Source organism: Candidatus Neomarinimicrobiota bacterium (assembly GCA_034716895.1).
Lineage (GTDB): Bacteria > Fidelibacterota > UBA8477 > UBA8477 > JABMPR01 > JABMPR01.
In genome coordinates, this window is sequence record JAYEKW010000056.1 from 1 (window position 1) to 14,257 (window position 14,257).

The 14,257-nt window shown below is 44.4% G+C and carries 10 protein-coding genes and 4 tRNA genes; all 14 read left to right on the forward strand.

Features of this window, described 5'->3' with window-relative positions; translation table 11 throughout:
* Positions 1 to 43: 43 nt before the first annotated feature.
* The 14 genes from U9Q77_03860 (at position 44) to U9Q77_03925 (ending at position 14,225) form a co-directional block, all read left to right on the forward strand.
* A complete protein-coding gene (locus U9Q77_03860; GenBank protein MEA3286496.1) occupies positions 44 to 520 on the forward strand; it encodes an SLBB domain-containing protein in 477 nt (158 codons plus the stop codon).
* Positions 521 to 523: 3 nt separating this feature from the next.
* Positions 524 to 1,634 (forward strand): peptide chain release factor 2 gene (gene prfB / locus U9Q77_03865; protein ID MEA3286497.1). Its coding sequence is split into 2 segments (ribosomal slippage): positions 524 to 592 and positions 594 to 1,634, totalling 1,110 coding nucleotides; the frame shifts between segments, so codons are not numbered across the junction.
* Positions 1,631 to 3,124 (forward strand): lysine--tRNA ligase, encoded by a 1,494-nt coding sequence (gene lysS / locus U9Q77_03870; GenBank protein MEA3286498.1) that lies wholly within the window; start codon positions 1,631 to 1,633, stop codon positions 3,122 to 3,124. Before prfB ends, lysS begins: the two co-directional genes overlap by 4 nt.
* A 51-nt stretch (positions 3,125 to 3,175) precedes the next feature.
* A complete protein-coding gene (locus U9Q77_03875; GenBank protein ID MEA3286499.1) occupies positions 3,176 to 4,381 on the forward strand; it encodes an FtsX-like permease family protein in 1,206 nt (401 codons plus the stop codon).
* A complete protein-coding gene (locus tag U9Q77_03880) occupies positions 4,378 to 5,577 on the forward strand; it encodes an FtsX-like permease family protein (protein ID MEA3286500.1) in 1,200 nt (399 codons plus the stop codon). Before U9Q77_03875 ends, U9Q77_03880 begins: the two co-directional genes overlap by 4 nt.
* 144 nt (positions 5,578 to 5,721) lie before the next feature.
* On the forward strand, positions 5,722 to 6,378 hold the full coding sequence (locus U9Q77_03885; GenBank protein ID MEA3286501.1) for an ABC transporter ATP-binding protein: 657 nt from the start codon (positions 5,722 to 5,724) through the stop codon (positions 6,376 to 6,378).
* An 87-nt stretch (positions 6,379 to 6,465) separates the two neighbouring features.
* The gene (locus U9Q77_03890) at positions 6,466 to 8,940 is read left to right on the forward strand and encodes an ATP-dependent Clp protease ATP-binding subunit (GenBank protein ID MEA3286502.1); all 2,475 of its coding nucleotides are present in this window, start codon (positions 6,466 to 6,468) and stop codon (positions 8,938 to 8,940) included.
* A gap of 8 nt (positions 8,941 to 8,948) precedes the next feature.
* Complete coding sequence (locus tag U9Q77_03895) at positions 8,949 to 9,629, forward strand: glycosyltransferase family 2 protein (protein ID MEA3286503.1); 681 nt, start codon at positions 8,949 to 8,951, stop codon at positions 9,627 to 9,629.
* 139 nt (positions 9,630 to 9,768) lie between these two features.
* Positions 9,769 to 10,263, forward strand: a complete 495-nt coding sequence (locus tag U9Q77_03900) for a small multi-drug export protein (GenBank protein MEA3286504.1) — start codon at positions 9,769 to 9,771, stop codon at positions 10,261 to 10,263.
* A 74-nt stretch (positions 10,264 to 10,337) separates the two neighbouring features.
* Positions 10,338 to 10,411 (forward strand) — tRNA-Pro (locus tag U9Q77_03905).
* 269 nt (positions 10,412 to 10,680) lie between these two features.
* Positions 10,681 to 13,125 (forward strand): leucine--tRNA ligase, encoded by a 2,445-nt coding sequence (gene leuS, locus U9Q77_03910; protein ID MEA3286505.1) that lies wholly within the window; start codon positions 10,681 to 10,683, stop codon positions 13,123 to 13,125.
* A gap of 363 nt (positions 13,126 to 13,488) precedes the next feature.
* A tRNA-Gln gene (locus U9Q77_03915) sits at positions 13,489 to 13,559 on the forward strand.
* A gap of 254 nt (positions 13,560 to 13,813) precedes the next feature.
* Positions 13,814 to 13,886: transfer RNA gene (locus U9Q77_03920), tRNA-Glu, on the forward strand.
* A 262-nt stretch (positions 13,887 to 14,148) separates the two neighbouring features.
* Positions 14,149 to 14,225 (forward strand) — tRNA-Arg (locus U9Q77_03925).
* The last annotated feature ends 32 nt before the right edge of the window (positions 14,226 to 14,257 follow it).

Consider the following 14,257-nt stretch of genomic DNA (forward strand, 5'->3'; position numbering starts at 1 on the left):
AATTACCATTTCTAGATGATATGGAATTTTAAAGGGGTATACCTTGAATAAAAAACTGATAATTATCCTTACAATGCTCTTTCTGGTTCAGATTGTCTGGGCTCAAAATGATGGTAGCAGATCATCAGATCCAAGATATATCATTGATCCGGAAACAGGAAAGTTAAGCATGACTATCCGGGTCTGGGGTGAAGTAAAAAAACCAGGGATGACCATAGTTCCCAGTGACGCCGACCTGATCTCATTATTAAGCTATGTTGGTGGACCGACAGATAAAGCAAAACTCAGCAATATCCAGATTATTCGGTATCATGCACAGGAAGGTCAGGATCGTATCGTGTTTTCGGATCTTGAAGCCTTTCTTGAGACTGGTGATGATAAATACATTCCCGTCATATATCCCAATGACACGGTCATTGTAAAAGGCACGATCTGGCGCATACTCAGCACGGCAACACCATACATTAATTTGGGTGTCACACTCATCAATGGTTATTACCTCTACACGAGGTCACAATAAATCATGTTTGAAGAAATAAAAGATGATCTGAATGGACTCAAGGAGCGTCTGGATACGCTCAGGGGGCATCTTTGACCTGACCAAGGTCAATACTGAACTCGATGAGTTAAAAGCCCTTTCAATTAAAGATGACTTCTGGAGTGATTCAACCCAGGCTCAAACAACGCTGAAAAATATCAACCTTCTTGAAGGACAGGTCTCCGACTGGGGAAATGTGCTGGCTTGTGAGGAAGATGTCGATATTCTCCTCGAACTGGCTACTGAGGATAATGATGAAAGCCTGACTCCTGACCTGAAAAAATCTCTCCACACTTTTAAAAGAACACTGGATAACTACGAACTCCAGCAATTGCTCAGTAATGAAGATGATTCGTTGAATTGTATTGTGACCATCCACCCAGGTGCCGGTGGTACCGAATCACAGGATTGGGCGGAAATGCTCTTCCGGATGTATACCCGCTGGTTTGATAACAAGGGGTGGAACTGGAAGGTTCTGGACTATTTGCCAGGTGATGAAGCAGGCTTGAAAGATGCAACGATAGAGGTGAAGGGGGCTTATGCCTTCGGCTATATAAAAGCTGAAAACGGGGTCCACAGGTTGGTGCGTATCAGTCCCTTTGATTCTAATTCCCGCCGTCATACATCTTTTGCCTCAGTTTTCACCTATCCGATTTATGATAATGAAATAGAAATTGTCATTGATATGAGCGAAGTTCGAGTGGATACTTATCGGGCCAGTGGAGCAGGAGGGCAGCATATCAATAAAACTGATTCAGCTGTTCGTCTGACCCATGCGCCAACCGGTGTGGTCGTCCAATGTCAAAATGAGAGATCCCAACACAAAAATAAAGAAACAGCCATGAAGTTGCTCAAAGCCAGACTCTACCAGCTGGAGAAGGAAAAAGAGCAAGCCAAGATGGATCAGATGGCGTCATCCAAAACTGAGATCGGTTGGGGGAATCAGATCCGATCCTATGTTTTCCATCCCTATACCATGGTGAAAGATCACCGCACAAAACATGAAACCGGTAATATACAGGCAGTTATGAATGGCAATATTGACGGCTTTATCAAAGCATATTTATTGAATCAAATGGGGAAAGACTCCGCATGAGTGAACGCACACTAAATGAGATCATCGATCAACGCAAAGAAAAGATAAAAACGCTTGTAGCGGACGGTATTGATCCTTATCCGCACAACTATGATCGCAGTCATACAGTGACTGAAGCAATCGATCAATTTGAAGATATTGAAGGCCAGGAAGGTATTAAACTGGCTGGCAGATTAATGTCACGCCGGGTTATGGGAAAAGCCAGCTTTGCCAATATCATGGATGGAAGTGGTCGAATTCAGCTTTATCTCAGTCGCGAAGATCTTGGCGTAGATGTTTATACCATGTTCAAGCACTTGGATATCGGTGATTTTGTCGGGGTCAACGGTCTCTTAATGACCACCCGAACCGGTGAAAAAACGCTTAAAGTTCTAGAGCTTACTTTATTGAGCAAAAACATTCGTCCTTTACCCAATGTTAAGGAAAAAGACGGACAGTTGTTTGACGGCTTTGAGGATAAAGAACAACGCTATCGGAAGCGCTATCTTGATCTGATCGTGAATCCGGATGTAAAAGAAACTTTCGTCAAAAGAGCTCTGATCTGTAAAAGTATACGGAAATTCTTCGATGAACATGATTATCTAGAAGTTGAAACACCCATTTTACAGCCATTGTATGGTGGTGCCTCAGCTCGTCCTTTTAAAACCCACCATAATTCGCTTGATATGGATCTGTATTTGCGAATAGCTGATGAACTGTACCTGAAACGCTTGATCATAGGAGGGTTTGAAAAAGTTTTTGAATTCTCACGCAATTTTCGAAACGAAGGCATGGATCGTACTCACAACCCGGAATTTACAATCGTTGAGTGGTATGAAGCCTACGTTGACTATTTCTTTCTCATGGATCAGGTAGAAGCCCTTTTCAAGTATCTAGCCCATGATCTGGGGCAATCCATTTTTGAATATAATGATCATTCCATTGATCTAACAAAACCATTCAAACGAGCCACTATGGCTGAATTGGTTCAGCAATACGCTGAAGTGAATCTCTCAACTGCTGATGAAGCTGAATTACTCAAGGTCTGTCGAGCCAACAATATTGATGCTCCAGCTGATTCAAACTACGGACAGCTTTTAGACGCATTATTCGATGCTTTGGTGGAACCTCATCTTATTGACCCTACATTTGTTACAGAGTACCCCAAAGCAATCTCACCCCTTGCAAAGAATAAACGGGATAGTGATGGCACCTTTGTGGAACGTTTCGAGCTATTTATCGCCGGGAATGAATTTGCAAATGCCTTTACTGAGCTGAACGATCCCATTGATCAACGTGAACGCCTGGAAGCCCAGTCAGCTCTAAGAGCCGGTGGTGATGAGGAAGCCCAGACTTTGGATGAAGATTTTCTTCAAGCCATGGAGTATGGGATGCCGCCAACTGGTGGCGTAGGGATGGGGCTGGACCGATTGGTCATGCTGCTGACAGGCAATCGTTCTATCCGTGATGTATTGCTGTTTCCACAGATGCGTCCTGAGGCAAAAGGGTAGCATTTTTATAAGCAACCGCTAATTGCACGAATTACGCTGATCCAGCACTCGATGAAATCTTATACAGCTTATCTTGCAACACGCTACCTTTTCGGTAAACACCGAATCCCATTTATCGCGTTTATCTCGCGAACCACCATGATCGGCATGGCTTTGGGTGTCACTACCTTAGTTCTGGCCCTGGGTGTTATGCGGGGATTTGAATCAGTAGTAACCTCCAAAATCATTGGCTTTGATACTCATATCCGAATCGAGAAACTTTTCGAATCCGGATTTGATCTGACGGATCAGCAAATTTCAGAAATATCCAATATTCCCGGTGTAAAAAGGATCTTCAGCATCAAAAAAGCTGAGATCATGCTCAAAGCAAATGGGATCACCGAAGGAGCGCTCCTGGAAGCCATGCCAGAGGCGGCGCTGGAACAGTTGTATTCAGTTAGTGGCAATTTGCAAGGTGATGAACATGCTTCAGAGGGGCTGATCATCGGCGCTGCTCTAGCTGATCAACTACTGGTGAAGGTCAATGATCCAATACTGGTGTACGACCTGGGCTCTCTGAAAGAACAGATGGGATTTCCCACCATTGCCCGTTCCAACGTTCAGGCTATTTATGAGTCAGGCATGGTTGACTACGACAAAGCCTACCTCTACTGCTCACTAAGCACCATGGATGAGTTGTATCCCGGTGCGGCCAGAACTGATAATTTTGGCATATTTTTAACTGATCTTGCCCTCACCGATGCAGTGATGACCCAAATCGATGAGATTCTACCCTATTCGCATCTTTCTATTTCCTGGCGGGATCGCCACCAGACCCTATTTAATTGGATGAAAACTCAACAACTCCCTATCTTCGTTATTTTCAGTCTCATCATGCTGGTGGCAGTTGTAAATATCTCCAGCACCCTCATTCTGATCATTATGGAAAAGCGTTCTGAGATTGGTACGTTGAGAGCTCTGGGAACCAGTCGCAAAAGGATCCAGCGTATATTTGCTCTGGAGGGTTTAATGATGGGTTTAACTGGAACTCTGGTGGGCGTCTTGCTGTCGCTTACAATGGCTTGGCTCCAAAACAATTTTGGCCTTATTTCGCTACCCAGCGATGTTTATTTCATGGATCAGGTTAACATCCAGATTTCTGCTGGTGATATTCTCATTATCTCAAGTGGAATCCTGGTGCTGGCCATCCTTTCCTCAATGATCCCTGCCATGCAGGCCAGTCGTTTAAAACCTGTTGAATCTCTGAGGGATGAATGAATCAATTGGATTGGTATATGGCGCGGCGCTATTTTTTCGCCAAACGCAGCAATCGCTATATCAGTTGGGTGGGAGGGATATCCATAATCGGTATCGCACTGGGAGTTATCGCTCTCATCATAACCATGGCTATTCTAAATGGCTTTGAGAATGAAGTTACCAGTCGAATAACTAACTTTATACCGCATTTGATCATACAGTCAGACCAGGATATTAATGAGTTGAGACAATTACTCCCGGAAGCTGAATCTGTTTATTACAGCACAGAAAGAAAAGCGATCCTGGAATTCATGGATGAGAAAATGGTGCTTAATGTGAGAGCGGTTGACCAAACCAGTTGGCATCATCTTTTGAAACCCCAGAGTTCAGGGTCAATATCACCTGGACGGCTTAAGATCCTTGGGGCAGAAATGCCTGGTATCGTCATCGGGGCGGCAATAGCAGATCAATTCTTCTTGACGGTTGGCGATACTGTTGCCGTGCGCAGCCCATTGGATGCTAAACCGGGCTTGTTCAGAATTCCACAGCGCCATTTTGTCGTCACCGGAATATTCCAATCGGATATATTTGATTTTGACCGCAGCCTGGCTTTCATCGCCTACAATGAAGGTCGCCGACTTTTTAAATTAGCGGGCAAGCAGGTCATTCAGGTTCAATTTGCCGATTTCAACAAGGCAGGTGCTGCAAAAGAGAGAGTACTTGCTGTTTTACCTGATGTTGAAATACGATCCTGGCATGATCAACATAAGACCCTATTTGACGCTATGCGAATGGAGAAGTGGGGTAGTTTTATTGGCTTAAACCTGATTATCCTGGTTGCAGTATTCAACATAGTCAGTTCTTTGATGATGATGGTTCTGGAAAAAACAGGCGATATTGGAATTTTGCGTATTATGGGGGCGCATTCAAAAAATATCCGTCAAATATTCAATTTGCAGGGTTTGATCGTGTCTTTCCTGGGAGTTCTATTGGGAGTTGTCGTCGGCTCTTTACTGGTATTGAGTCAAACCCAGTGGGGGTGGATCACCTTGCCGGCTGATATTTACTTAATACCACTTTTGCCTGTGAAGTTGTACTGGAGTGAGGTGCTAATTGTGGGGTTTGTTGCATTTTTTATTGTGCTCCTGTCTGTTCGCTACCCAGCTCGAAAAGCAGCCTGGTTGAAGCCTCTGGATGCTATTAATTATAAACGATGAGCTTTAATATTTAAGAATTAAGATTTAATATTTAATATTGAGAATTGGAAACTGGAAATATGGAATATTGAGTGATGCTGGAATTCTCTGCATCAATTCAATAATACTGCGTTTTTCACGCGGGATGTGAGGATAGAAAAGATAATGGAAACAATCCTTGAAATAAAAAATATCAGTAAAACTTTTACCGGATCAGGTGAAGCACTGAAGGTTCTCCAGGATATCAACTTCACTATGGAAAGAGGGGAGATCGTTGCTATTAATGGACCTTCCGGAATAGGTAAAACGACTCTCCTGAATATAATTGGAACCCTTGATTCAGCTGACTCAGGAATGGTGAAAATATCAGGGCAGCAACCTGATAAAATGACAGATGATCAACTCAGCCGGTTCCGAGCTGATAACCTGGGCTTTGTGTTCCAGTTTCACTATTTGTTACCCGAATTCACTGCTTTGGAAAATGTGCTCATTCCGGCCAAGATCATTAATCTGAATAAAGATGAGGCGGCTGGACGTGCCAAAGAATTGTTGGAAGCCGTTGGTATCTATGATCGACGTCATCATAAGCCTTCGCAATTATCAGGGGGAGAGCGTCAAAGGGTGGCTGTTGCCCGAGCCTTGATGAATCGCCCCGAACTGGTGCTGGCCGATGAACCCACAGGCAATCTGGATCCTGATAACGGTCAACGTCTCATCGAGCTGATTCAGAAGGTCCGGTCAGATTATGGGCAATCTTTTCTGATTGCCACTCATAGTAGATCCCTGTCTGCAGCTTGTGATCGGGTTTTCTCACTTACCTGAAACAAAATCAAATTCACAGTGTTCATTATTACGGGATTCGTCCCTATATTACACGATGATCAATAATAAATTATTCGAGGTTATAAATTGAAAGCAAATTTCCATAAAAGACTACAGGCTGTGATCCAACTTTCCAAGGAGGAGGCCATTAGACTGGGGCATGCCTATATTGGTTCAGAGCATCTATTGCTGGGAATCTTCAGGCAGGGTGACAATAAAGTGATCGATATTATCCAGTCCTTGAATATTGATCCTGCTGACGTTAGAAATCAAATCGAGGAACATATCCGGACCTCAGGTGGAACCATGATACTGGGGACACTACCCTTCACAAAAAGAGCCGAACGAATATTGAAAAATACTTATCAGGAAGCTCGTGATCTTAATGCTGATATTGTCGATGTTGAGCATCTACTGCTGGCAATTCTGCGTGAGCAGGAAGGCATAGCAGCCGACATTATGGCTCAATTCAGTATTGATTATGAGATCGTACGGGATGAGATGGAATTTTCACCTGAGTCTGTTGGTCGAGAGTCTGAAAGCAGCATGAAGGGTAAGCCCCAGAGCAAAACACCTGCTCTGGATCACTTCGGACGTGACATTACTGCTTTTGCCCGCAGTGGAAAACTGGATCCGGTCATTGGTAGAGACAAAGAAATAGAGCGCGTAGCACAGGTCCTTTCTCGCCGAAAGAAAAATAACCCTGTGCTCATTGGAGAACCTGGTGTCGGCAAGACAGCTATTGCAGAAGGCCTGGCCCTCCGGATCATTGGCAAGAAAGTTCCACGCAGTCTCCTGAGAATGCGTGTTGTTTCGCTTGATCTGGCCACCCTGATCGCCGGTACAAAATACCGGGGGCAATTTGAAGAGCGCATGAAAGCAGTTACTGCAGAATTAGAGAAAAGCGACGACATCATTCTCTTTATTGATGAATTGCATACGATCGTGGGGGCTGGAGCCGCCAGTGGATCACTGGATGCCAGCAATATGATCAAACCAGCTCTGGCGCGTGGTGATCTGCAATGTATCGGTGCCACAACACTGGACGAATATCGCAAATATGTGGAAAAAGATGGCGCGCTGGAACGTCGCTTTCAGAAGGTCATGATCGAACCCCCTTCACGCATCGAAACCCTGCAGATCCTCCATGGGTTGAAGGATCGATATGAAGCCCACCATAATGTGCAATACAGTGATGAATCACTGGAAGCTTCAGTTGCCTATTCCAGTCGATACATTCAAGATAAATTCCATCCGGATAAGGCAATAGATGTTATGGATGAAGCCGGAGCACGCGTTCATTTAGCCAATGTGGATATTCCTGAGACGATTGTTAAGCTGGAAACCGAGTTGGATAATCTACGGATCCGCAAAGAAGATGTGGTGCGTAATCAGGAATTTGAATTAGCGGCTTCGTTGCGAGATGATGAACGTCATTTAATAAAAGAACTGGGTGATGCCAATGATGAGTGGACCACAGCCCTGAAAATTGATCCTCCCACAGTCAAGGTTGAGGATATTGCTGCTGTGGTGTCTCTTATCACCAGTATCCCGATCCAGGATGTGGCTGAATCCGAAGCAGAACGCCTGCTGAAGCTCGAGTCTGAGATCACCAAACATTTGATAGGGCAGGGGCATGTCATCAACGCTATGGCTAAAGCTTTAAGACGGGCCAGAAGTGGTTTCCGGGATCCCAAAAAACCCATTGGATCATTTCTCTTTCTGGGACCAACCGGTGTTGGAAAGACTGAAATGGCAAAAGTACTTGCAAAGTATATTTATCAGAATGAAAAAGCGTTGATCAAAATGGATATGTCGGAATATTCGGAAAGGTTTAACGTCAGTCGTCTTATCGGCGCGCCTCCTGGATATGTCGGGTACGAAGAAGGGGGTACTCTCACAGAAGCGGTTCGGCGAAATCCCTACAGCGTTGTTTTGTTTGATGAGATCGAAAAAGCACATCCGGAAATCTATAATATGTTGTTGCAGATCATGGATGAAGGGCAATTAACTGACAGTTTAGGACATACAGTTGATTTTAAGAACTGCATTCTGATCATGACCTCCAACCTGGGGCTGAAAAATCTTTCACAACCAGGTATTGGGTTCAATCGGAAAGATCAAAAGTCCAAGATGGAAGAGCAGCGTTCCAGGATCAAGATCGAGATGAAGAATACCTTTAAGCCGGAATTTATAAACCGTTTGACAGATGCGCTGGTTTTTGATTCACTCACAAAAAAAGATTTGGTAAAGATCGTGGATCTGATCCTGGAAGATGTTGGAATCTATGCCAATGAAAAAAATATCAAGATCAAGCTGAGTTCGGCGGCCAAAAATGTGATCATTGATCAGGAAATCGATAATGAATATGGTGCCCGTCCCTTACGTCGCCTTATTCAGAATATGATCGAGGATAAGATCGCTGAAATGACTCTGAAGGGCGAGGTAAAAGCTGAATCTACTATTTCAGTCTCTGCCAAGAAAAAATCCTTAATATTTCGAGTGATCCAGAGGCAAGCGAAAACAGCTGCGAGTAAAGCAAAATCTCTCAATAGTGAGTAAGATTAAAGATGTACAGAAGTAACGTTGTACATCCAATCATTGTGATCCCTGTCTACAATGGCCGGGGTTCGGTTTTAAAATTACTGGATCAGATTAAAAAGGTGACCCAACACACGATCATGATCATTGATGATGGTTCGACTGATGGCTTGGATCCATCAATGTTGCCAGGTGTGGTCTATCTGAAACATCAATCAAACAGGGGCAAGGGAGCAGCGTTAAAAACAGCTTTTAATGAATGCCAACGATTAGGGTATAGTCATGCTCTCACCCTTGATGCTGATGGTCAACATGCTCCTGAACTGATTCAGAGTTTCATTGCAAGATCCCTGGATTCTCCCGAGGCATTGGTGGTGGGAGCGCGCGACCTGATCACTAGCAAAATGCCCCTACACCGTCGTCTATCAAACAACATTACCAGCCAGATCATGTCATTAAAAACGGGTTTCCAGATTCGTGATGTTCAAGTTGGGTATCGCTGTTACCCATTGAGTGATAGTCGGTTATGGTTATCTATTGAAGATGGCTTCCAATTTGAAGCAGACATATTTTTCAATGTGAGAAAGCTGAAAATAAAGTTAATCTGGCAGCCTATTCCAGTGATCTATGGCACGGAAGACAGCCATATGCATCTGGTGCTGGATACACTGCGGTTTGTGAGAACATTTTTCAGGAGTTTTAAGTGTTAGGCATTATGCTGGTTTCAGTTTTAGTCACATCGAGCATAGAGTGTATTGTGGGTACCGGATCAATTCTCAGTATGCTGCATGCTTTCAAGCAGCCAATTTTAACATAATATCTCGCACTATTATTTTGAGAGGGTAACCCATGGTAGAATCAGTTCTACAGTTTTTTCAGGAATTCATCCAGGATCCACGTTGGATCACTTTTTTATTGGCGATGACACCGATAGGTGAACTACGGGTGGCCTTGCCATGGGGTATCACGTTTGGCGAAATGCCGTGGTTTGAAGCCTATATCTGGGCTGTTGCCGGTAATTTCTTGATTTCAATTCCCATTGTGCTGTTACTTGGACCCATATCAAGACTCCTTATGCGTTGGCCCTTAGGAGAAAAGTTCTTCACCTGGTTGTTTAACCGAACTCGCCGCAAGGGAAAGATGATCGAGACCTGGGAATTTTTAGGCTTGGTTGTGTTTGTGGGAATTCCGTTGCCAGTTACGGGAGCCTGGACTGGCTCTGCAGCGGCATTTTTATTTGGATTATCGTACGGAAAATCATTTCTGGCTATTTTTATAGGCCTGCTGATGAGCGCCACAATTGTGACTATCATTACTACAACTGGAATTAAAATATTTGGCTGAATCACTGGTGGGACTGCAATAGCAATTGCCAACGGTGGGTTAGTATGATATACTATCGCGCTTTTTAAACAATTCGGGGTGTAGCGCAGCCCGGTAGCGCGCTTCGTTCGGGACGAAGAGGTCGGAGGTTCAAATCCTCTCACCCCGACATTGCAATACATAAGATCCTCATCGTGTACCTGGCATTGTGGATTACTGTTTTTTCATATTTCTATTCAATTGTCTCATCTTTGAGGTCAAACTAATATTGCTTTTGTTCGGGTACTAGCCAGCGCGTCCCGACAGGCTTGTCGGAAGGTCGGAGGCTCAAATCCTCCTTGCCAAGCGTAGCTCGGCGAAGACGGGTCATCCCGACAGTTAGAATTGGTATTGCGCGGATTTGATTCCGCGTTTTTTATTTGAGGAAGGGTTTAACACATGGCAGATCGATATCCATTTGGAGAGATCGAAGCAAAATGGCAAAAGTATTGGGATGAGAACCAGACCTTTAAAGCGCTGGATAATTTAACAGATAAACCCAAGTATTATATTCTGGATATGTTTCCTTATCCGTCCGGAGCAGGACTGCATGTGGGGCATCCTGAAGGATATACTGCCACTGATATCATTGCACGTTATAAGCGGATGCGCGGATTCAATGTTTTACATCCCATGGGCTGGGATGCATTTGGACTACCGGCCGAACAATATGCTATTGAAACGGGCACTCCACCGGCAATCAAAACTGCTGAGAACATTGCAACCTTCAAAAGACAGATCAAATCATTGGGCTTTTCCTATGATTGGGATCGTGAAATAAATACCACTGATGAATCATATTACAAATGGACCCAATGGATCTTTCTCCAGCTCTTTAAGAAAGGGTTGGCCTACGAAGCAGAAGTAGCAGTTAACTGGTGTCCCGCTCTGGGAACTGTGCTGGCCAATGAAGAAGTTATCGATGGGAAGTCAGAACGGGGTGGACATCCTGTGGTTCGTAAACCCATGCGTCAGTGGATGCTCAAGATCACGGCTTATGCAGATAGACTGATCGATGATCTGGATGATCTGGATTGGTCAGAATCCATCAAAGACATGCAGCGAAACTGGATCGGGAAGAGCGAAGGGGCAGAGGTCGATTTTCAGATAAGTGGTCATGACTTGTCCCTGCGGGTATTTACCACTCGGCCTGACACCTTATTTGGGGCAACCTATATGGTTCTGGCTCCTGAACATCCCTATCTGGAACAAATTGCAACCACGGAAAACACTGATAAAGTCATCGCCTATCAGCGGGAGGCTGGCCTGAAAAGTGATTTGGATCGAACCGATCTGGCAGAAGGCAAAACTGGTGTTTTTACAGGTTCCTATGCAGTCAACCCAGTTAATGATGAATTAATACCCATCTGGGTCAGTGATTATGTCCTAATGAGTTATGGAACGGGGGCCATCATGGCTGTTCCTGCTCACGATACCCGTGATTATGAATTTGCGAAAGCCTTTGATCTGCCCATTCAGGAGGTTGTTTCAGGTGGAAATATTGAAGAGGAGGCCTTCACTCAGATCGAAGATGGGTTTATGGTCAATTCTGCCGTTGCAGATGGCAGCTTTTCCATCAATGATCTCAAACCGTCTGAAGCAATTGGTAAGACCAGCGCATGGCTTGAAGCAACCGGAAAAGGTAAAAAGGCGATCAACTATAAGTTACGGGATTGGCTATTCTCCCGGCAACGTTACTGGGGTGAACCCTTTCCAATCATGCGTGATGGAAATGACATTATCCCTATGTCTGACAGTGACTTACCGCTAACACTTCCAGTACTTGACCGGATCAAACCATCTGGCACAGGGGAGAGTCCACTGGCCAACGCCAAGGAGTGGCTTAAAGTTGTTGATCCTGAGTCAGGCGAGGTATATACACGGGAAACCAACACTATGCCGCAATGGGCCGGTTCCTGTTGGTATTATCTGAGATTTATCGATCCCCATAATGATGTCGCTGCCTGGGATATTGAAAAAGAGAAATACTGGATGCCAGTGGATCTGTACATCGGTGGTGCTGAACATGCTGTACTGCATCTGTTGTATGCCCGATTCTGGCACAAAGTCTTATATGACCTGGGTTATGTATCAACCAAGGAACCCTTTCAGAAGCTGGTGAATCAGGGAATGATCTTGGGCATGGATGGTGAGAAAATGTCCAAATCACGGGGGAATGTGATCAATCCAGATGAAGTTGTCAGTCAATATGGTGCCGATACCATGCGTTTATACGAGATGTTCATGGGACCATTGGAGCGATCTAAGCCCTGGAATACCAGTGGGATAGAAGGTGTTTATCGTTTCCTAAGCCGCTTATGGCGATATTTTGTCAACGATGAGGGTCAGATCATTGAATTGACAGATGAGATACCTGCTGCAGATACATTAACCATCATGCATGCCAGTATTAAGAAAGTTGGCTATGATCTTGACAATCTGGCCTTTAATACTGCCATTTCACAACTAATGGTATTCTCGAACCATTTACGAGCACTTGACCAGGTACCCAGAAAAGCACTGGAAACCTTGCTAATGCTGTTAAATCCATTTGCACCTCATATAGCAGAGGAGTTATGGGTACGTATGGGAAACACTGAGCAGTTGGTATATAGTGAATGGCCAGTCTATGATGAAAAACTACTCAGCAGGGATTTGATCAAACTTGCTATACAAGTGAACGGGAAGGTTCGCGCTCAGATAGAAGTAGAAGTCGATATGCCAAAAGAAGCAGTTCTGGAGTTGGTTTATACCCAGGATGCGATCAAACAGCATACTGAAGGCAAGAGCATCGTGAAGGAGATCGTCATTCCTAATCGAATCGTGAACATAGTCATCAGGTAAAACAGCAAGAATGTTAAGAAGGGCAGAAGTGTCCTTTTTACCTATCATCACTACTCGACATAATATATATTAACAGACTATATGGTTCTATTTTGTAATACCTTATTCAGTCCCATCTGCGCGTTCTAGCAGGATAATTAAAATTCCGATTAGTCTTTGCGAGTCCTGTAGGGACGTGGCATTCCATCTACGCATCTGCTACGATGGATATATCTTCATGTTTAGTCGCAATTTTGAGATTGCCGCCTGCCTGCGCCTGTCTGCCGTCTACAACTCACCACCCCAAATATTGGAAATAATTTTAGGCAATATAATATTGCCATGGCTGGGAGCGCCGTTTATATTCGCTGCGCTTTATGAATTTGCCGGGTGGTGTAATGGTAACACTAAGGTCTCTGGTTCCTTCATTGGGGGTTCGAATCCTCCCTCGGCAACGCTTTTTGATCGTCGCTATGGATATTTAGTTTGGTCTGTCAGCTTGAGGATGAGAACCGTTCGAAGCGTAGACTGGCGCAGACCAGTCAGAGTAAAGCGAGGGAATCCCGTAGGGATGACGCTGAGCTAATCCCCTTCGGCAACATATTTGACAATTGAATGTAGAATATTGAACAATGAATCATGACTATCGAACAATTGAGTTCTCCAGGTTCATAATTCATTGATTGATGAGTGATATTCAAGTAGATTTGGCGCGTTCGTCTAGTGGTCTAGGACGCTGGCCTCTCACGCCGGTAACAGGGGTTCGACTCCCCTACGCGCTACATTTTTTGAAATAATTGGTGATAACTAAGGTTGTTATCACACCAAGCACCAGTAGCTTCCGTCTTCGTTCTTTAGAACTACGCCGGACAAGCAATTTCGCTACTGATTTGATATAAGAATAATTGATGATAGCTCAGGTTGTTATCACACCAAGCACCAGTAGCTTCCGTCTTCGTTCTTTAGAACTACGCCGGACAAGCAATTTCGCTACTGATTTGATATAAGAATAATTGATGATAACTAAGGTTGTTATCACACCAAGCACCAGTAGCTCAATTGGATAGAGCGTTTGGCTACGGACCAGAAGGTTCCGGGTTCGACTCCTGGCTGGTGTACCATGTAAGCCCCTGTCAATCAGGGGCTTATTTGT

Excerpts from the sequence above, each read along its gene's own strand:
- lysS (MEA3286498.1), top strand. The coding sequence starts at position 1,631 with ATGAGTGAACGCACACTAAATGAGATCATCGATCAACGCAAAGAAAAG.
- U9Q77_03875 (MEA3286499.1), top strand. The coding sequence starts at position 3,176 with ATGAAATCTTATACAGCTTATCTTGCAACACGCTACCTTTTCGGTAAA.
- U9Q77_03880 (MEA3286500.1), top strand. The coding sequence starts at position 4,378 with ATGAATCAATTGGATTGGTATATGGCGCGGCGCTATTTTTTCGCCAAA.
- U9Q77_03885 (MEA3286501.1), top strand. The coding sequence starts at position 5,722 with ATGGAAACAATCCTTGAAATAAAAAATATCAGTAAAACTTTTACCGGA.
- U9Q77_03895 (MEA3286503.1), top strand. The coding sequence starts at position 8,949 with ATGTACAGAAGTAACGTTGTACATCCAATCATTGTGATCCCTGTCTAC.
- U9Q77_03900 (MEA3286504.1), top strand. The coding sequence starts at position 9,769 with ATGGTAGAATCAGTTCTACAGTTTTTTCAGGAATTCATCCAGGATCCA.
- leuS (MEA3286505.1), top strand. The coding sequence starts at position 10,681 with ATGGCAGATCGATATCCATTTGGAGAGATCGAAGCAAAATGGCAAAAG.